The sequence below is a fragment of the Shimazuella sp. NTD247 genome (assembly GCF_059510415.1).
Map to the genome: position 1 here is coordinate 136,465 of NZ_JCAJZU010000001.1, position 17,382 is coordinate 153,846.

Annotated in this window: 19 protein-coding genes; 17 read left to right on the forward strand and 2 right to left on the reverse strand. The window is 37.1% G+C overall.

The genetic code is table 11. The features are described 5' to 3' along the window. Positions 1-33 precede the first annotated feature (33 nt). The 7 genes from AC5WOC_RS00675 to AC5WOC_RS00705 all read left to right on the forward strand — a co-directional run bounded on the left by AC5WOC_RS00675 (position 34) and on the right by AC5WOC_RS00705 (position 8,077). Positions 34-1,269 (forward strand): M16 family metallopeptidase, encoded by a 1,236-nt coding sequence (locus AC5WOC_RS00675; protein WP_496054133.1) that lies wholly within the window; start codon positions 34-36, stop codon positions 1,267-1,269. Between the two features lie 17 nt (positions 1,270-1,286). After that, complete coding sequence (gene dut / locus AC5WOC_RS00680; RefSeq protein WP_496053486.1) at positions 1,287-1,730, forward strand: dUTP diphosphatase; 444 nt, start codon at positions 1,287-1,289, stop codon at positions 1,728-1,730. A 90-nt stretch (positions 1,731-1,820) separates the two neighbouring features. Beyond that, a complete protein-coding gene (locus tag AC5WOC_RS00685) occupies positions 1,821-2,009 on the forward strand; it encodes a Spo0E family sporulation regulatory protein-aspartic acid phosphatase (RefSeq protein ID WP_496053487.1) in 189 nt (62 codons plus the stop codon). A gap of 96 nt (positions 2,010-2,105) precedes the next feature. Continuing rightward, a complete protein-coding gene (locus AC5WOC_RS00690) occupies positions 2,106-2,543 on the forward strand; it encodes a MarR family winged helix-turn-helix transcriptional regulator (protein ID WP_496053488.1) in 438 nt (145 codons plus the stop codon). A 130-nt stretch (positions 2,544-2,673) separates the two neighbouring features. Continuing rightward, complete coding sequence (locus tag AC5WOC_RS00695) at positions 2,674-4,077, forward strand: MFS transporter (RefSeq protein WP_496053489.1); 1,404 nt, start codon at positions 2,674-2,676, stop codon at positions 4,075-4,077. A gap of 148 nt (positions 4,078-4,225) precedes the next feature. Then, on the forward strand, positions 4,226-7,354 hold the full coding sequence (locus tag AC5WOC_RS00700) for an AMP-binding protein (RefSeq protein ID WP_496053490.1): 3,129 nt from the start codon (positions 4,226-4,228) through the stop codon (positions 7,352-7,354). Positions 7,355-7,444: 90 nt separating this feature from the next. After that, a complete protein-coding gene (locus tag AC5WOC_RS00705; protein ID WP_496053491.1) occupies positions 7,445-8,077 on the forward strand; it encodes a DUF4291 domain-containing protein in 633 nt (210 codons plus the stop codon). 45 nt (positions 8,078-8,122) lie between these two features. On the opposite strand, the gene AC5WOC_RS00710 is transcribed toward AC5WOC_RS00705, so the two are convergent. After that, complete coding sequence (locus AC5WOC_RS00710) at positions 8,123-8,398, reverse strand: hypothetical protein (RefSeq protein ID WP_496053492.1); 276 nt, start codon at positions 8,396-8,398, stop codon at positions 8,123-8,125. Between the two features lie 188 nt (positions 8,399-8,586). Further along, positions 8,587-9,846 carry a helix-turn-helix domain-containing protein gene (locus AC5WOC_RS00715; RefSeq protein ID WP_496053493.1) on the reverse strand — a complete coding sequence of 420 codons (1,260 nt, stop codon included), beginning with the start codon at positions 9,844-9,846 and terminating at the stop codon, positions 8,587-8,589. 342 nt (positions 9,847-10,188) lie between these two features. Between AC5WOC_RS00715 and AC5WOC_RS00720 the strand changes: the two genes are divergently transcribed. The 10 genes from AC5WOC_RS00720 to dapA all read left to right on the forward strand — a co-directional run bounded on the left by AC5WOC_RS00720 (position 10,189) and on the right by dapA (position 17,333). After that, positions 10,189-10,422, forward strand: a complete 234-nt coding sequence (locus tag AC5WOC_RS00720; RefSeq protein WP_496053494.1) for a hypothetical protein — start codon at positions 10,189-10,191, stop codon at positions 10,420-10,422. Beyond that, positions 10,410-10,727 (forward strand): hypothetical protein, encoded by a 318-nt coding sequence (locus AC5WOC_RS00725; protein ID WP_496053495.1) that lies wholly within the window; start codon positions 10,410-10,412, stop codon positions 10,725-10,727. Before AC5WOC_RS00720 ends, AC5WOC_RS00725 begins: the two co-directional genes overlap by 13 nt. A gap of 69 nt (positions 10,728-10,796) precedes the next feature. Beyond that, positions 10,797-11,552, forward strand: coding sequence for an oxygen-insensitive NADPH nitroreductase (gene nfsA, locus AC5WOC_RS00730; RefSeq protein WP_496053496.1), 756 nt, complete (start codon positions 10,797-10,799; stop codon positions 11,550-11,552). Positions 11,553-11,778: 226 nt separating this feature from the next. Further along, positions 11,779-12,282, forward strand: a complete 504-nt coding sequence (locus tag AC5WOC_RS00735; RefSeq protein WP_496053497.1) for a MarR family winged helix-turn-helix transcriptional regulator — start codon at positions 11,779-11,781, stop codon at positions 12,280-12,282. 6 nt (positions 12,283-12,288) lie between these two features. After that, positions 12,289-12,543, forward strand: a complete 255-nt coding sequence (locus AC5WOC_RS00740; RefSeq protein ID WP_496053498.1) for a YlmC/YmxH family sporulation protein — start codon at positions 12,289-12,291, stop codon at positions 12,541-12,543. A gap of 75 nt (positions 12,544-12,618) precedes the next feature. Further along, complete coding sequence (gene dpsA / locus AC5WOC_RS00745) at positions 12,619-13,515, forward strand: dipicolinate synthase subunit DpsA (protein WP_496053499.1); 897 nt, start codon at positions 12,619-12,621, stop codon at positions 13,513-13,515. Then, the gene (locus AC5WOC_RS00750) at positions 13,512-14,114 is read left to right on the forward strand and encodes a dipicolinate synthase subunit B (RefSeq protein ID WP_496053500.1); all 603 of its coding nucleotides are present in this window, start codon (positions 13,512-13,514) and stop codon (positions 14,112-14,114) included. The genes dpsA and AC5WOC_RS00750 overlap by 4 nt, the downstream gene beginning before the upstream one ends. Positions 14,115-14,179: 65 nt before the next feature. After that, positions 14,180-15,223: an aspartate-semialdehyde dehydrogenase gene (locus AC5WOC_RS00755; RefSeq protein WP_496053501.1), complete on the forward strand. Its 1,044-nt coding sequence runs from the start codon at positions 14,180-14,182 to the stop codon at positions 15,221-15,223. Continuing rightward, positions 15,223-16,443, forward strand: coding sequence for an aspartate kinase (gene dapG / locus AC5WOC_RS00760; RefSeq protein WP_496054134.1), 1,221 nt, complete (start codon positions 15,223-15,225; stop codon positions 16,441-16,443). Before AC5WOC_RS00755 ends, dapG begins: the two co-directional genes overlap by 1 nt. A gap of 11 nt (positions 16,444-16,454) precedes the next feature. Next, entirely contained in the window at positions 16,455-17,333 is an 879-nt protein-coding gene (dapA, locus tag AC5WOC_RS00765) for a 4-hydroxy-tetrahydrodipicolinate synthase (protein WP_496054135.1), read from the forward strand. Positions 17,334-17,382: the final 49 nt, after the last annotated feature.

Sequence of the window (17,382 nt, forward strand, 5' to 3'; positions counted from 1 at the left end):
TTGGAATCCAGCATATGTGCTAGGAGGTTTTTTATCATCATTACCCACACATTACCCAATGGAGTACGCATCGTAGCAGAGCAAATACCACATGTCCGTTCTATCGCATTCGGTATTTGGATCGGTGCAGGTTCAGAAAAAGAAACAAAAACATTAAATGGGATTTCCCATTTTATGGAACATATGCTTTTTAAAGGAACTACTACCCGTACAGCAAGAGAGATCGCAGAAGGATTCGACCAATTTGGTGGCCAAGTCAATGCTTTTACTTCTAAAGAAGTAACTTGCTATTATGCAAAAGTGTTAGATCAGCATTTTTCATTGTCTCTTGAACTTCTTGCGGATATGTTTTTTCATTCGACTTTTGATAAACAAGAGATAGAAAAAGAAAAGAAGGTAGTACTAGAAGAAATAGCGATGGTCGAAGATACACCAGATGATCTCATTCATGATGTTCTTTCAGAAGTATCTTTTTCCACTCATTCTCTTGGATATCCTGTCATAGGTACATTGGATAATGTTTCTTCCTTTTCGAGAGATCAGCTTCTGGATTATCAAGATTTATATTATAATCCGCATAATGTTGTGCTTGCTTTAGCAGGGAACTTACCAGATGATTTCTTAGAGCAACTGGATCACTATTTTTCCGGTTATCAAGGCAAATATATACCGGAAGATACTACTGTACCTTTATTCACACCAAAAGTAGTAGTGAGACAAAAGACAATTGAGCAATCTCATATATGTATTGGGTTTCAAGGGTTATCAGTAACAGATTCAAAAATATATTCCACTGTACTTTTGAATAATATACTTGGTGGCAATATGAGTTCCCGTTTATTTCAAGAAGTGAGAGAAGAACGAGGGCTTGCTTACTCTGTTTATTCGTATCATTCCTCTCATCGTCAAAATGGACTTTTTGCTATTTATGCTGGTACAAAACATGGTCAAGAACAAGAAGTTTGTAATGTCATTACAGATGTACTAGGTCAGGTTTCTGTTCAGGGAATTACAGAACAAGAATTAAAAAAAGCGCAAGAACAATTAAAGGGAAGCATGATGCTAGGACTGGAGAGTACGAATAACCGAATGAGCCGCTTGGGAAGAAATGAATTATTATTAAAAAAACATATGTCGTTGGATGAAATTATTGGACAAGTAGAGAAAGTTACACTTACAGATGTGAATCAATTAGCAAAAAAAATCTTCCAATCACCAAAATCTTTTGTCCTATTTTCACCAGATGGCAAGTTGCCTATTTTGCAATAAAGGAGTAATTTACATAAATGCTTACTGTTCAAATTTGTCGTATTGCAGGTAATGAGGATATTCCATTGCCGGAGAAGATGTCTGAAGGAGCTAGCGGTTTTGATCTGCGTGCCGCAGTAAAAGAAGAATGGGTGTTGCAGCCAGGAGAGTGGAAGCTAATCCCGACAGGCGTTTCTATTGCGATGCCTAACAATTTAGAAGCTCAGGTCCGCCCTCGAAGTGGTCTTGCTTTTAAACATGGTATCACTATGCTCAATTCCCCTGGAACGATTGATGCAGATTACCGTGGGGAAATTAAAGTTATCATGGTTAACTTTGGAGATCAGCCTTTCCGCATAAATCGCGGTGATCGTATTGCCCAACTTGTTTTTCAAGAAGTAGCAAAAGTAAATTTAGAAACAGTAGATGAATTAATTGGCACTGCTCGTGGAGCAGGTGGATTTGGTCATACTGGCGTATAAGTTAAAGAAGAGATATATGGGTCAAATGTTAGAGATGAAGTGTATAGCTACCAATTTACCTATTCTATGCTAGGGCAGGGGGATCTTTCCATGGAAGATGCACGTCCATTGAAGCGTTTAGAAGAAGAGTTGGAGCGCGTACGCAAAAAGTTACACCAATCTGTAAAAGGAGAACCAAGTAGATTATTGGATCCCACCGTTTTACCCATTAGTCGAGAATTAGATTTATTGATTGTAGAGTATCAAAACCGAAAATCACAAACGCTGGCACCTATATAAGGTGCTTTTTTATTTGTTTAGGAAAAATTGACATCTTTTCGCTTGAGAAATATACTTGTTCATATAGTTGATAAGTAAACGAAAAGAAGGTAGAAGATGAAAAAAGAAAGTTTTTCAAAATGGATATCTGTATTACATCGTCAATTTCAAATTTATTTAAATCAAGAATTAAAGGATTATGATATTAATTCTTCCGAGTATATTTATTTGGTAAACTTATATGAAAAGGATGGTGTATCCCAAGAACAACTATCCTCCAATCTTTATATTAATAAAGCAGCTACTGCGCGAGCGATTGGACGATTAGAAAAGCTTGGATACGTAAAAAGAACCCGTGATCCGTTGGACAGCAGAGCATATTTAGTCACTTTAACAACAAAAGGTATAGAGATGCAAGGTTTTATCAAATCAAAATTGCTTAAGTGGAATCAGATACTATCGGCTGATCTGACATCGGATGAAGAACAGATGTTAGCAAAAATGATAAAAAAAGTTTCCTTGCATGCCTTGAAGTATACGAAGAGAGAAGACTAGAAAAAAATCAAACTGCTTTTCACAATGCAGTTTGATTTTTTGTCTGTATAGTTGACTAATCAACAACGAAGAGGTATACTTTGTGTAGTGTTGATTAGTCAACTATAATACGGCGTGGAGGTTTACAGAGATGGAACCTAATAATAATGTATCTGAAAAAGTTGGCAGTATTTTAATGCGTATCGTAATGTTTACTGTTACGCTTTCGTCTATGAGTGTTCTTATGTTTATTTATGTTTTACCTCAAATTAGTAAGGAGTTTCATTTGTCTATTGCACAAGTTAGTTGGCTTACTTCAGCTTATAGTCTGATATATGCGATTGGTACCGTTACGTATGGAAAATTAGCAGACAAATATAAGCTGAAAAATTTGTTAACGATAGGTTTGCTTATTTTTACTTTTGGATCCTTCATCGGCTTCATATCCCAGTCTTTTTGGGTGGCATTAGTAGGAAGATGTCTTCAAGCAGTCGGAGCTTCATCTATTCCTGCGACCGCAGTACTCATTCCTGTTCGTTATTTTCCGTTAGAACAAAGAGGAAAAGCATTGGGTATGATGGCTATTGGTTTAGCATTAGGAGGTGCTCTTGGTCCAGTAGTATCATCATTTATTGTTAGTTTTGCTAATTGGCGTTGGTTGTTTGCCATTCCGCTGCTCATTTTAATCACACTGCCATTTTACCGTAAATATTTGAATGAAGAGATTAAGAGAGACAGCGAGAAATTTGACTGGTTAGGTGGCGGCTTTCTTACTGTTTCCGTAGTGTTGCTCTTACTTGGAGTCACAAATAAAAGTGTAATATTTATGATAGGTGCATTATTAATAGGTATACTTTTTATTAAGCGAATTCAAATGGCTCTAAATCCTTTTATCAAACCAGCATTATTTCAAAATAAAAAGTATAGCATCGGCTTATTGATTGCTTTTGTTATTAATGGAATCGGGACTTCGCTCTATTTACTCAGTCCATTGTTGTTTGCGGATGTTCAACATTTGCCTGCATCTTGGATTGGTTTTGCGATGGTACCAGCAGCGATCGCTGCTGCAGTTTTCGGACGAAGGGGAGGAAGATTAGCTGATCAGAAAGGGAACATGTATCTATTCTTTGTTGCATCAAGTATGTTATTTACTTGTTTTCTGTTGCTCTCCATTTTCACAGGAAGTTCCTTTTATGTGATAGGTCTTTTTCTCATTCTAGGAAATGTAGGACAATCCTTTATGCAAATCGCTATGAATAATTCTATTTCACAAACATTACCAAAAAATGAAGCTGGTGTGGGCATGGGATTGTTACAAATGCTGAATTTTATTGCACAGGCTATCGCTACAGCTGTATATAGCAGTGTATTGGATATGGGTTCTAGCTTTCATTGGATTCCGATGAAAATCCCATCTAATAGTTTTGTCTATAGTAACATTTATTTTGTTCTAACGTTTCTACATCTGATCGTATTGATAAGTTATTACTTGTTGTTCGCTAAAAGAAAAAGTTCAAAAAATGATAAAAAGATATCTCCGAAATTATCGACTTAAAAGAGAGTTAAAAACTCTCTTTTTTCTGTCCTTGATACCAATTGAGAAAATACATATTATTGTTTATAATGTAATTTATTGTAAATGATTGTTGGTGTTTGTCACTTCTTCTTTAAATATTAGATGTTTGTTGGAGGAAAAAACGGAGATGACTGCATATTTCAACCTTTTAGCCAATTTGTATCAGGAGACAAATAAGACTTCCCCTAATAAAAAGCGAACGCTTGTTGAGTTGTTTCATGAGCAAGTAAAAAAAACACCTGATAATGTTGCCATTTCCTATTCGGGAGAGGAATGGACATATCAAGTTCTAGAAAAAAAGATGAATACTTTTGCACATTATTTTTTAGATAAAGGAGTTCATCCTGGTGATCATGTTGGGATTCTATTGCATAAATCATGTGATCTAATCGCTATTTTATTAGGTATTTTAAAGGCTGGAGCGATTTATGTTCCTTTGGAGATAAACAACACTCAAGAACAGTTTGATTACATATTGGAAGATTGTCATGTTCGTTATGTGATGAGTACGAAAACTTTGCAAGAGACATTCACTCTGAATCAATCCGTGATATGGATGGATATGGAGGAAGCGTTTCAAGCAAGGGATGAAAGAGTAATGGAGGAATATTTTAATTCTGTTTCACAAGTGGATCAAGTGTGTTGTGTACTCTATACCAATGGAACTACTAGCAAGCCAAAAGCGGTAGAGATTTTACATCAAAGAGGTATATGCTTTGTAGAAGAGGAGTGCTTCCCTTTTTCTGAAAAGGACGTTTTTTTGCAAAATTCACCGATTGCTTCTGATATTGCTTTTACAGAGATTTGGAGTTGTTTGTTACATGGTGCAAAGTTAGTGTTGTTAGCTGATGATAGGTGCAATCTTTCGGACATAGCAGATATCATTTATGAAGAGAAAGTCACCGTTTTATGGCTGCCTGCTAGGTATCTCGCTTTCATCGAAACTTATTTATCAAACTTTTTATTGCTTGAGCATTTATTTATTTTTGGAGACATCGTCTCCAATCGGCATGTCCAAAAACTTTTTCAGCGTAGTAGTGTAAAGGTAACAAACTGTTATGGCTTGCTGGAAAATTCCTCTATTACTTGCTGTTACCAGATTACAAAAGCCTATAATACCTCATTACTTGTGCCAATTGGAAGGCCTTTGAGCAGATCAAAAGTGTATATTCTCGATGCATTTGGAGATCCTGTGCCAATTGGCGTAATTGGGGAAATTTTTGTAGGTGGAGACGGTTTAGCCAAAGGGTATTATGGTAAATGGGCCAGCACAGAAGAAAAGTTTCATTTTCATCCAGTTACACCACAAGATCGTTTATTTCAAACAGGTGATTTAGGCTATTATTTACCAGACGGTAATATTGTCTTTTGTGGAAGAGTAGATACCCAAGTAACAATCGATGATTTTCACTTTAACCTCTATGAAATTGAATCTATTTTGCTCATGAATAATCATGTGCGGGATGCAGCGGTTTGCGTCAAAAAAAATAAGCTTGGTGCACAATATTTGTGTGCGTATATTTTGGGGGATGGACAAGATTGTATACCTGAATTAAAACACTCTCTTAAACAGAAGTTACCTCCTCAAATGATTCCGACTTATTTTGAATATGTGCAGCAGCTTCCTTTGAACAGCAATGGTAAATTAAATCGAAATCTACTTCCTGCAATAACAGGCCCAGTTCCAAAGCGTGTGTATTCTCCCCCCGTTACAAAAGAGGAACAACTGTTGGTAGAAATCTGGCAACAAGTTTTGCACAGGGGAAAGATAGGAATTACAGACCATTTCCACGAATTAGGCGGGGATATTTTACAAATAATTCAGACCATGTCTCTGCTGTATATGGAAGGATACCACCTAAATTTTCAACAATTCTTAGATTCTTCTACCATTCAAGAAATTGCTCCAAAACTGTACACTTCGAATTGGAAACAAGATGTGCCAGTAAAACAAGATGCACCAATTACTATTTCTCAAAAAGCTTTTTTCAGTGAATGTTTCCAGCATGTACACGCTAATTGTCAATCACGGTTATTTTTATTTAATGGGAAAATACATGCAGCAGATTTATATGAAGTAATCGAAAGACTAGTGGAATATCATGATACTTTACAGATGACTTTTGCACAGGTGGATAATCAATGGGTCCAATCCAGACGCTCTACCGAAAATAATATGTTTCAACTCGTAACTATTGATCTTCAGCAACAGTCTCATGTATTAGAAACGATTGTAAGATGGGCAAATCGAATGAAAAACAGTCTACATATCAACCAAGGTCCATTGCTTCGTATCGCTCATTTTCAGACTGATCAGGGTGATTATATTTTATGGATTATTCATGAATTACTGATAGATGAGGTTTCTTGGTTTGTTTTAGGCGATGATTTTTTGCATTTGTATAAGCAAGTGATAGTTGAACAAGAACAAGAGCCTACTCTACAATTTTCGAAAACTTGTTCTTATCTGGATTGGGCTAATCAATATGAAATTCATGCACCAGTGTATCATATTGACAATGAGGCTTCTTATTGGGAACATTTTCCCCAAATCCAGCAACTATCTGCATTTACTATTGAACACGAGGAAAAAGAAAGCATAGAAGATAGACAGACGATCTCTTTTGTTCTTAGCAAAACCAAAACAGAAGAGATCGTTAGTCGCATTCCATCTCTGTATCGTACAGGCGTGCAAGAACTTTTAGTGACTGCTTTGAGTCTTTCGTTAAAAAAGTGGGGAGATATTACCCGGTTTGTTTTAATGTTAACCAATCATGGCAGAGGAAAAGTGGAGTTAGAAGGAGTTCCTATTCATCGAACGGTGGGACGTTTTTCCTATACTTATCCAGTCATGATAGATCTAAAAGATCTAAGCGATGCGGATAGTTATATCAAAAGAATTCACCAATATTTACAGTTGGTTCCCAATGATGGTCTTGGCTATGGTCTGTGGAAATATAACAGTAAATCATCAGAAAGCGGGTTACAACCAAAAATACGTTTTCGATACAACGGAAATATCGATTTCTTTCCTAACGATGATGATTGGAAGTTGGTTGCTGTATCCAATCGTTTGGATGTACACAATGATGAAACTAGTTCTTATGTATTAGACATTGAATCGTTTGTTTCAAATCAACAACTAGTCGTCAATGTTCGTACTTCCACAAAGATATTTCAAAGAGAGGCTGTCCATTGCTTTATGAATGAATATAAGAAACAACTGGAGAACTTGATCATCGGCTCCATGTATTAAACTAGTAAACAGATTGGTAAAGATATCGCTTTTGAAATGGTTGAGGTACAATGGGAAGTACGCAAAAATAAGTGTAGGAGCTGGAGCATCATGAGATTGATCACACCTATAAAATACTTTCAGGCTTCTCAGCAGTGGCCAACCAAAGGAGAGCATATTTTAGCTACTTATGATGAGAAATCGATTATCGTTTATCAGGCATATAACCATAGGATAGGTTTGTTTGCTGCTGAAAAACAGACATTTGGTGGAGATTTCTCGATGAATCGAATGAGTTGGATTAAGCCTAATTTTCTTTGGATGATGTATCGTTCTGGGTGGGGGACGAAAGTCAACCAAGAAGTGACTTTAGCTATTCAATTGAAGCGTGAAGGTTTTGAGTATATTTTACAGCATGCAGTTGACAGCAGCTATCGAGATCGTTATGGAGCAAAAGAAAATTGGAAACGAGCTGTCAAATCCTCTTCTATCCGTTTGCAATGGGATCCGGATCATGATCCGTTTGGCAAGAAGTTAGAAAGAAGAGCAATTCAGCTGGGATTGAGAGAGGAAAGCTTACAAAAATACGTGGAAGATTGGATATTGGAAATAGAAGATATTTCTGATTTTGTGGCAAAACAGCGAAAGTATGTATCACCTTCTTTATTATCGCAATTGATGGTACCTCGTGAAGAAGTTTACCATACCTCATCATTAAAACATCTTACCAATAGTGTTGAGTAGTGGTGCAGTATGAAGTTTTGTTAAACTCCATACTGCATAATTCTTCTACGCTAGTAGCTCGTTTATGTCTTTTGGTGTCAATCTGTCGAAAACAGTCAAGCCAGATCTGATCATTTCGATCATCTTCCCATAATCGACTTTCTTCAGGACATCTGGATCAGCTTTCTCTAGCAAATAGATTAGTTCATCAGCTTCTTTAATCTGCCGATGATGGAGAAAGACTTCCGCAGTGGAGGTAAAACGAACAATTTCGAAACAGTTATAGCTCGGTCGCTTCTTAATTTCTGCAAGCAGTGTTTGAAGTTGTTCTTTACTACGCATCTGCATAACTCCAAAAAAATGTAGAAGAATTAACTATTCTAGTATACTCCGAAAGAAAAATGATAGAAATATATATCGTTGTATTTGATATAGCAAAAAGCTATTCCCGCTCCACAAAGAAGGGAAATAGCAGATTTATGGTTAATCCCCAGATGGATGAGTCCCGAAACGCATACTAGGACCTCCTTTCAGGATAAAGTTGCATGATGAAAGTATTGTTTGGAATATTTCATATAGTTTTCATGATCTTCTAACTGAAGATATGCTTGTGCTAGTCCAGAGTAGGATTGTAATTGAAGTGAATTATCTGATGTTTGGTGAAGGATATCAGTGTAACAATAAATGGATTTCTCGTAATCTCCATGTAGATAAAAGGTTTTCGCCAATTGTGACATGGTTTTGGTGTATTCTAACATGTTATTTTGTTTTTTCGCAATACTAATGGCTTTTTGTAGTGTTTTTTGCGATTTGGAATATTTGCCTTGTTGTTGATAAAGAATTCCAAGTTGCAAGTAGGCTTGTAATACCAACTGATGTCTTTTCGTAATGCTGTTTTCGAGTTCAATGGCAGTTAATAGGCATTTTTCTGCATGTCGAAAATATTGTTTTTGTTTATAGATATCAGAAAGTGTAATATAAATCTCTAATTGTCGTTCATAGTTATTATTGGTATGTGCTAACTCTAAGCCTTTTTTGGCACAAGTATAAGCTTCATCAACCATTTTGATCTCTAGGTTTAAGACGGCTTGAAAATCATATATACCTATCACCGTATCCATGTTTAAATCAAAGGAATCTACTTTAATTTGTGAAATGGTTTTTAGAGCTTCTTCAGTTCTTCCTAAATTGTATAGGTAGATGGATTGATTTGATAATAATGTCGTATAGAGGTACTTGCGTTCTCCGTTTAAAACAAAGGAAGCAATCCCGTCATTCGTAAATTGAAGTGCTTGTTCATATTGGTTTCTGTGAAATGCCATGATTGCTAAGTGATTTAAACTATAAGGTTTTAAATTTGTTTTTTCGCTATCTATTTCTTTCTCTAAGTTTTTGATACATGATTTAAAATAAATAGTTGATTTTTCTTCTTGATTTAGCTTAAAGTAGCATCGACCCTTTAAAAAATCGAGAAATGGACCGTAGTTTTTTTCGGGAAGTTGATGTAATTGTTTTAAAGCTAAAGATGGATTACTATTTATTTTATTTTCTAATGATAACATCTCTAAATAACGTTCTTCTTTTTCTTCTTGATCTTTTTGCGTCAATTCAGATAGGTGAATGTCTAATTTTCGTAATAAGTAGTTGATTTTTGTTGGATTTTTGGATATCCCTCTCTCAATTGCAGATAAAGTAGCTCTTGGAATGTATTCATCAGCTAAATCATCCAACGTCATTCTTCTTTCTTTGCGAACTTTACGAATATACGATCCGATTTTAGGAATATCCATTTGTTCACCTCAGCGATTTATTTTAATAATCTATAAATTCTTTTATGTTGTCAATTTGGGAATTCCCATTTATTATGAGAATTTTTCATAGAAAAACTACTTTTCTGCTAGATCCTTCTAGGATTACAATAATAAATAAAAGTTTTATCTTGTTTTTGTAATATATTGAATTTATTAATTCTAGCTTTTATACTTAAGGTAAGAAGAGTTAGAAGACGGATTTATTCTATTTTTATTTTTTTTATTCCGTATTTTCTTTTGAAAGTGCAGTATTTATTTTCGATTGAACATATCTGTTATTTGAAGCTAACTTTACAAATCAACAGAGAAGGGTGAGACAAAATGGGATGCCAATATGAAAAATTCCAGTTAGTTTTGAAGGTAGACCAAGAAAATAGAGAAATTGCATTGCATTTGATGAATGGGGAAACCATCGAATTGACTCTTCAAAATACAGAAATCTTTGATATGGCCAATGGGACAACTTTTGTAGTTGGGAGTACAGTGGATTCAGATGTCTCGGCTTTAAATGAAATATGTGTAAATACTAGTGAGGAAAAATTTTGGAAGCTGTAAAATATTTAGCTTGGCATTTGCTTCATTCGTGTGAAGATACCAATCTCCATGAAAAATTAACATCGTTTCCTCCCAATGATCGAAAGCAAATCGTCCAATTTATTCAATGGTGTTTACAAAATGGAAAACGAATTCAAACACTACTTACACAAACACATCTGAATCAAATTACTTCCATTCTCCAACATGGAGAAGAAGAGGAAGTGGAAGATTTTCATTTTCACCTTACCATGTATGTTTTCACATATGGAATGGAGAAAATGAAAGGAGAGTTAGATAAACTCCTAGAATCAAAAGAAGATTAATATTTGTTATAGGTGAAGTTGGCCACCTTATCAAGGTGGTTTTTTTCGGTCTTTAAAAGGGGGATATATATGAATGAAACAATAAAAACCATTTTTGACCATCGTTCTATTCGATCTTTTCAAGATAAGGCACTAAGTGACGAGCAAATCCAAGTTATTGTACAAAGCGCACAATGTGCATCCACTTCTAGTTTTGTTCAAGCGTATAGCATCATTGGAATTAAAGATAAAGCAAAAAAAGCTGAATTAGCACGACTAGCAGGAAATCAGGCGTATGTAGCTAAAAATGGACATTTTTTTATTTTTTGCTTAGATTTAAATCGTTTGCGATTAGCTGCCCATATGGAAGGAATTACAGAAGAAAGTACACAGGAAAGTTTATTCTCTACTGAGCTTTATACCGTTGGGGTAGTAGATACAGCATTAGCAGCACAAAATGCTGCTCTTGCTGCAGAATCTTTAGGATTAGGTATTTGTTATATTGGTGGAATTCGCAATCAATTGCATGAAGTATCTAATCTTTTAAAAACTCCTGATTACGTTGTTCCTCTGTTTGGATTATGTGTCGGATATATTGATGTGAAGACAGACAAAAAACAGCGTTTGCCTCTGGCAGCAATTTATCATGAAGATGAATATCGATCAGACGAAGAAATGCAAACACAGCTGCAAACTTATAATCAAGCTATCTCAGCGTATTATAAACAACGGACAGCTGGAAAAAGAGAGGACCGTTGGACAGAAATGATGGGGAAAAAATTAGTAAATCCTCAGCGATTGTATCTGAAACAGTATTTAGCTGAGAAAAAGTTGAAAATGCACTAGAAAAATACATGCGGCTTGCATTTTAGAGTGAAATGCAAGCCATTTATGTAAAGAGAAGAGAATGTGTAGATGCTTTTAACTAAGATGAAGAATTAGCTTTGTCAACACATCGACAGTATCCTCATATTCTTGCTTTGAAATAACTCGAAACCTTTCCTCATTGGTTTTCTTAATCATTTCCGCGATGATTTGAAATTCTTTTTCACCTTTTAAATCAGCACATTATTTGCGCCATGAATTAGAATCAGGTTTATCTGCTTCGAGAGTACCTGCTTATTTAACAGGGCCAAGGCTTCGACTGCTTCTTATTCTCTCTAAGACAGGAAAAATGAGAATGAGTGAGTTAGCGAAAGTGATAGGAATTAAATCAATTACTGTTACTCAATTTGCAGATGCATTGGAAAAAGAAAATCTTGTGGTCCGAATTCCTGATCCAAGTGATTGTCGTGCGACTTTAATAGAACTATCCGAGAATGCTTTGCCTACTCTTGAGGAAGCTGGCTTTAAAGCGGATCATGTGGCAGAAAAATTATTGGCACCTTTATCATTTGAAATGCGAAAGCAACTGCTGCAAATACTTTCGGAAATAGTCGATTTGAAGAACGTTTGTGCATTTGATTTTAAAGAAAAGAAATCCCCCTTCATGGAAAGCATCCCTATTGGTATGCTTTTTTGTATTAGGCTACTTCTGAATCACCTTTTGTCCCATATGTTTATATGTAAGAGGTGATTGCAAATGCGTTGGAGTGAATGGATAGAAAAAGAATGTGTGAACATGGATACTGGAGAAAAATTAGGCACGTTTCATCGCTGTGATCTTATGATTGATCAAGAAACTGGTGAAATAAATTCAATCTTAATGCCAGTTGGGAATTCTCTTTTTCGAAGAAAAGGATCAGAAATAACATTGAAATGGTCGATGATTAAAAAAGTAGGACCAGAAATCATTATTATCCAACAACGTTCTTACAGTCAGGAAGGAGAACAATGAAAAAATAGGCAAATGTGTAACCGTCAAAGACCCCAAGGAATATAGTGAACCATGTGGGGAAAGGGGTTTGAACGGATGCTGACAGATAAACATTTTATTTTTATCGGTGGAGACGCTAGACAGTTGGAAGTCATCAAAAGCTTCATAAAAATGCGAGCAAATATAACCCTTATCGGGTTTGATAATCTTCATACTCCACTGAGCGGAACCATGCAAAAAGAATTTGATCCCACTGTACTAACGAAAGCAGATGTCCTTGTGCTTCCTGTAATTGGGACAGATGATAAAGGGGAAGTAAGTAGTATTTTTACCACAAAGACACTCATTTTGACAGAAGAGCATATGAAGGCATTACCGAGTCATGCAATTATTTTCACAGGTTTGGCTAGGCCCTATCTCAAAAAATTATGTTCCAAATACCACAAACCGATTGTGGAGTTAATGGAACGTGATGATGTAGCCATTTATAACTCTATTCCCACAGTAGAAGGCGCTATTATGATGGCTATTCAAAATACGGATATCACTATTCATGATTCTAATTCAATCGTACTGGGTTTGGGTAGAGTCGGAATTACCCTTGCTCGCACATTACAGTCGATAGGTGCAAAAGTGAAAATGGGGATTTCTAATTCTGCCGATTATGCTCGGGCATTTGAGATGGGGTTGCATCCTTTTTATTTGCATGAGTTGGAAGAGTTTGTAGAAGAAGCAGAACTCATTTTTAATACTATACCTGCTCAAGTACTTACTAATTCTGTGTTGGCACGTGTGCGACATGATGTTGTGATGATCGATATTGCTTCAAAACCCGGAGGAATTGATTACCAATATGCAGAAAAAAGAGGGCTGAAAGCAATTTTATGCCCAAGTTTACCTGGTATCGTTGCACCGAAGACAGCTGGGCGAATATTAGCTTCCACGATACGCCAGTTGATGATGGAAGAGATAGCCAAGGAGGTAGGACAATGAGTTTAGAAGGAAAAACAATTGGATTTGGTTTAACTGGGTCTCATTGTACACATGATGAAGTGCTACCGCAAATGGAACATCTTGTCTCACTTGGTGCAAATGTCATTCCCATTATGTCTCATACCGTTGCAACAGTAGATAGTAGATTTGGTACAGCAGAAGAGTGGAAACACAAAATAACAAACATTACCGGTCGTGAACCTTATACAACGATTCAAGAAGTAGAACCACTTGGTCCTTCCGGATTATTGGATTGTTATGTTGTTGCACCGTGTACGGGTAACAGCATGGCAAGGCTTGCCAACGCTATGACAGATGGACCTGTTCTAATGGCTGCAAAGGCAATGATGCGCAATCATCGCCCGGTTGTTCTAGCGATTTCCACCAATGATGCACTAGGTTTAAATGCAGCAAATCTTGCTACCTTGCTTGCAGCGAAGGATATTTATTTTGTTCCTTTTGGTCAGGATGCGCCAGAAAAAAAACCAAAATCATGTGTATCTCGGATGGATCTTATCGCTGATACATGTGAAGCTGCAATAAATGGATTACAACTTCAACCATTACTAGTTGAAAAATATCGGTATTTCCCTTCATAATAGGAAGAGTTATAATTTTAGTCCCCTAAAGGGGGACTTACCCTTATTTGTAGGAGGAGAAAGTTTTGACTTATACTGTAGCTGTAGTAGGGGCGACTGGAGCAGTTGGGCAACAGATGATAAAATCCTTGGAAAAACGTAATTTTCCAGTAGAGAAATTAGTACCGCTAGCATCCTCAAGATCTGCTGGTGGAACGGTTCAATTCCAAGGAAAGGCAGTTACTGTATTGGAAGCTACCCCAGAAGCATTTGAGGGTGTTGATATTGCCTTATTTAGTGCTGGTGGTGGAGTGAGTAAGTTTCTAGCTCCTGAAGCAGTAAAACATGGTGCTATTGTTATAGATAATTCTAGCGCTTTTCGAATGGATGAAAATGTTCCTCTGGTTGTTCCTGAAGTGAACCGAGAAGCATTATCGGATCACCAAGGCATCATTGCCAATCCGAATTGTTCTACCATTCAAATGGTGGTTGCTTTAAAACCATTGCAAGATACGTATGGACTGGAAAGAATTATTGTCTCTACTTACCAAGCTGTTTCTGGAGCAGGTTCGCAAGCCATTGAAGAACTTCGCGCACAAGCAGCTGCAATGTTGGTAGGAGAAGAGCCAGTGTCCAATTTACTGCCTGTAGGAAAATTGGATCAACACTATCCGATTGCTTTTAATGCCATTCCTCAAATTGATGTCGGATTAGAAAATGGATTTACGTTCGAAGAAATGAAAATGGTACAAGAAACCAAAAAAATCCTTGGTGATGATCAGTTAGGAATTACACCTACATGTGTAAGAATTCCTGTATACCGTGGTCATAGTGAAGCGGTTTATGTAGAGTTGAAACGGGATTATCAATTATCAGAAGTTCGCACTTTATTGGAAAATTTTCCAGGAATTATCGTGCAAGACGACATTGAGCAACAAGTGTATCCAATGCCATTAGATGCAACAGATCACGATGAAGTTTTTGTCGGCAGACTGCGAAGAGATTTAGCTAGTGACAAAGGACTAAATATGTGGGTTGTATCCGATAATTTGTTAAAAGGAGCAGCTACCAATGCAGTACAGATAGCTGAGGCTCTGGTAGAGGATCGCTTAATAAGAAGGAGTTCATGATGAAAATAATTGTACAGAAGTTTGGAGGCACTTCTGTTGCAACACCACAGATGAGAGAGCGTGTATTGCATCATATCCAAACAGCGCTGGAAGAAGAATATAAAGTTGTTGTTGTTGTTTCCGCAATGGGAAGAAGAGGGGAACCATATGCGACAGATACATTACTGGAACTCACTCGAGGAGAGCAATTAAAAAACCTTTCATCACGGGAGCAAGATTTGCTGCTTAGTTGCGGTGAAATAATTTCCGCTAGTGTCTTAAGTAGTCTTTTAACCCATCATGGTATTGGAAATAGTGTGCTCACTGGTGGACAAGCGGGCATCATCACAAATGGTCAATATTCTAACGCGCAAATTGTTTCGTTAAACCCAAAAAGATTACAGGAAGAGTTAAACAATGACAAAGTCGCTATTGTTGCTGGGTTTCAAGGACAAACTGCAGATGGTGAGATTACCACGTTAGGCAGAGGTGGAAGTGATACGACTGCTACTGCATTAGGAGTAGCACTCCAAGCAGAATATGTGGATATTTTTACGGATGTAGATGGAGTATTGACTGCAGATCCTCGAATCGTAGAGGAAGCTATTTCTTTGGAGATGGTAACATATACCGAAATGTGCAATCTTGCTTTTCAAGGAGCAAAGGTCGTACATCCAAGAGCTGTAGAAATCGCAATGCAAACTAATGTTCCTATTCGTGTTCGTTCCACTTTATCTGACGGCATTGGTACCCTTGTTGTCAGCAGACCAGAGCGTGCGGGTCTCAGAGAAATATCCGATCGCCTGATCACAGGAATAACCCAGATGCCAAATGTTACTCAAATTCGCATTCCTACCAATCCGGATTATCTTGATTTGCATCTAGAAGTTTTTCGAAAAATGGCATCACAAGGAATAAGTGTAGATTTTATTAGCGTGACGCCAAGCAGTATCGCCTATACTGTAAGTGATCCACTTGCAGAAACAGCGAAAGCTTTATTAGAAGAGATGGATTTAGAACCTGAACTATATCCAGGTTGTGCGAAGGTTTCTGTTGTAGGTGCTGGTATAGCTGGCGTTCCAGGTGTGATGGCTAGAATATTAGAGGCATTGACGGAAGAAGATATAAAAGTATTGCAGTCAGCAGATTCACACACGACAATCTGGGTTCTTGTTTCTGGAGAAGATATGATTAAAGCAGTGCGTGCACTCCATCGTAAATTTGAGCTGCATAAATATTAATGGAGGTTGGGATCATGATATTTGGTCGCTTATTAACTGCAATGTGTACTCCATTTACACCAGATGGCGAGATTGATTGGGAAGCACAAGCTTCACTCATCGAACATCTTATTCGTACAGGAACAGATACTATTGTGGTATCAGGTACAACAGCAGAGTCACCGACCCTTACAAAAGAAGAAAAGTTAGCTTTATTTTCCTTTGCGGTCAAGCAAGCATCTGGCAGAGCGAAAATTATTGCAGGTGTAGGAAGTAATAATACAGCAGAAACCATAACTTTTACCCGTCTTGCTTCCGAATCAGGGGTCGATGGAGTAATGGTTGTAACACCTTACTACAATAAACCATCCCAAGAGGGAATTTATCAGCACATGAAGGCCGTTGCCGATGCAACCGTGCTACCAGTCATGCTTTACAATGTCCCAGGAAGAACAGGGGTAAATATGACTGCGGAGACGATGATTCGTCTGTCTTCGTTAGACAACATAGTAGCTATAAAGGAAGCAAGCGGAAATTTATCCCAAATAACAAAAGTGATTGCTGGTGTTCCAGAGGATGTTATTGTATACAGTGGGGATGATGCTTTGACGCTTCCTGTGCTTGCAGCAGGCGGGGATGGAATCGTTAGTGTTGCAAGTCATTTGGTCGGACTTGAGATGAAAGAAATGATAAATGCTTATTTCCGTGGTGATGTCAAGCATGCAGCTAAACTTCATCAACAATACCTTCCTGTATTTGAAGGAGTATTTCTAGCACCAAGCCCTTCTCCTTTAAAATATGCCTTGGCGAAAAAAGGTATTGGAGGCCCTGCTGTTCGTTTGCCTTTAGTTGAATTAACAGAAGAAGAAAAACAAAAAGTAGATGTTTGGTTCGATGAACTTGTTCAATAATTATGAAGAGATCCGTATATAACGGGTCTTTTTTTATGGATTCTCTTGG

What these genes read in the sequence shown, in the direction of transcription:
- dut (WP_496053486.1), top strand. Translation starts at nt 1,287, where the DNA reads ATGCTTACTGTTCAAATTTGTCGTATTGCAGGTAATGAGGATATTCCA.
- AC5WOC_RS00685 (WP_496053487.1), top strand. Translation starts at nt 1,821, where the DNA reads ATGGAAGATGCACGTCCATTGAAGCGTTTAGAAGAAGAGTTGGAGCGC.
- AC5WOC_RS00690 (WP_496053488.1), top strand. Translation starts at nt 2,106, where the DNA reads ATGAAAAAAGAAAGTTTTTCAAAATGGATATCTGTATTACATCGTCAA.
- AC5WOC_RS00695 (WP_496053489.1), top strand. Translation starts at nt 2,674, where the DNA reads ATGGAACCTAATAATAATGTATCTGAAAAAGTTGGCAGTATTTTAATG.
- AC5WOC_RS00700 (WP_496053490.1), top strand. Translation starts at nt 4,226, where the DNA reads ATGACTGCATATTTCAACCTTTTAGCCAATTTGTATCAGGAGACAAAT.
- AC5WOC_RS00705 (WP_496053491.1), top strand. Translation starts at nt 7,445, where the DNA reads ATGAGATTGATCACACCTATAAAATACTTTCAGGCTTCTCAGCAGTGG.
- AC5WOC_RS00710 (WP_496053492.1), bottom strand. Translation starts at nt 8,398, where the DNA reads ATGCGTAGTAAAGAACAACTTCAAACACTGCTTGCAGAAATTAAGAAG.
- AC5WOC_RS00715 (WP_496053493.1), bottom strand. Translation starts at nt 9,846, where the DNA reads ATGGATATTCCTAAAATCGGATCGTATATTCGTAAAGTTCGCAAAGAA.
- AC5WOC_RS00720 (WP_496053494.1), top strand. Translation starts at nt 10,189, where the DNA reads ATGGGATGCCAATATGAAAAATTCCAGTTAGTTTTGAAGGTAGACCAA.
- nfsA (WP_496053496.1), top strand. Translation starts at nt 10,797, where the DNA reads ATGAATGAAACAATAAAAACCATTTTTGACCATCGTTCTATTCGATCT.
- AC5WOC_RS00740 (WP_496053498.1), top strand. Translation starts at nt 12,289, where the DNA reads ATGCGTTGGAGTGAATGGATAGAAAAAGAATGTGTGAACATGGATACT.
- dpsA (WP_496053499.1), top strand. Translation starts at nt 12,619, where the DNA reads ATGCTGACAGATAAACATTTTATTTTTATCGGTGGAGACGCTAGACAG.
- AC5WOC_RS00750 (WP_496053500.1), top strand. Translation starts at nt 13,512, where the DNA reads ATGAGTTTAGAAGGAAAAACAATTGGATTTGGTTTAACTGGGTCTCAT.
- dapG (WP_496054134.1), top strand. Translation starts at nt 15,223, where the DNA reads ATGAAAATAATTGTACAGAAGTTTGGAGGCACTTCTGTTGCAACACCA.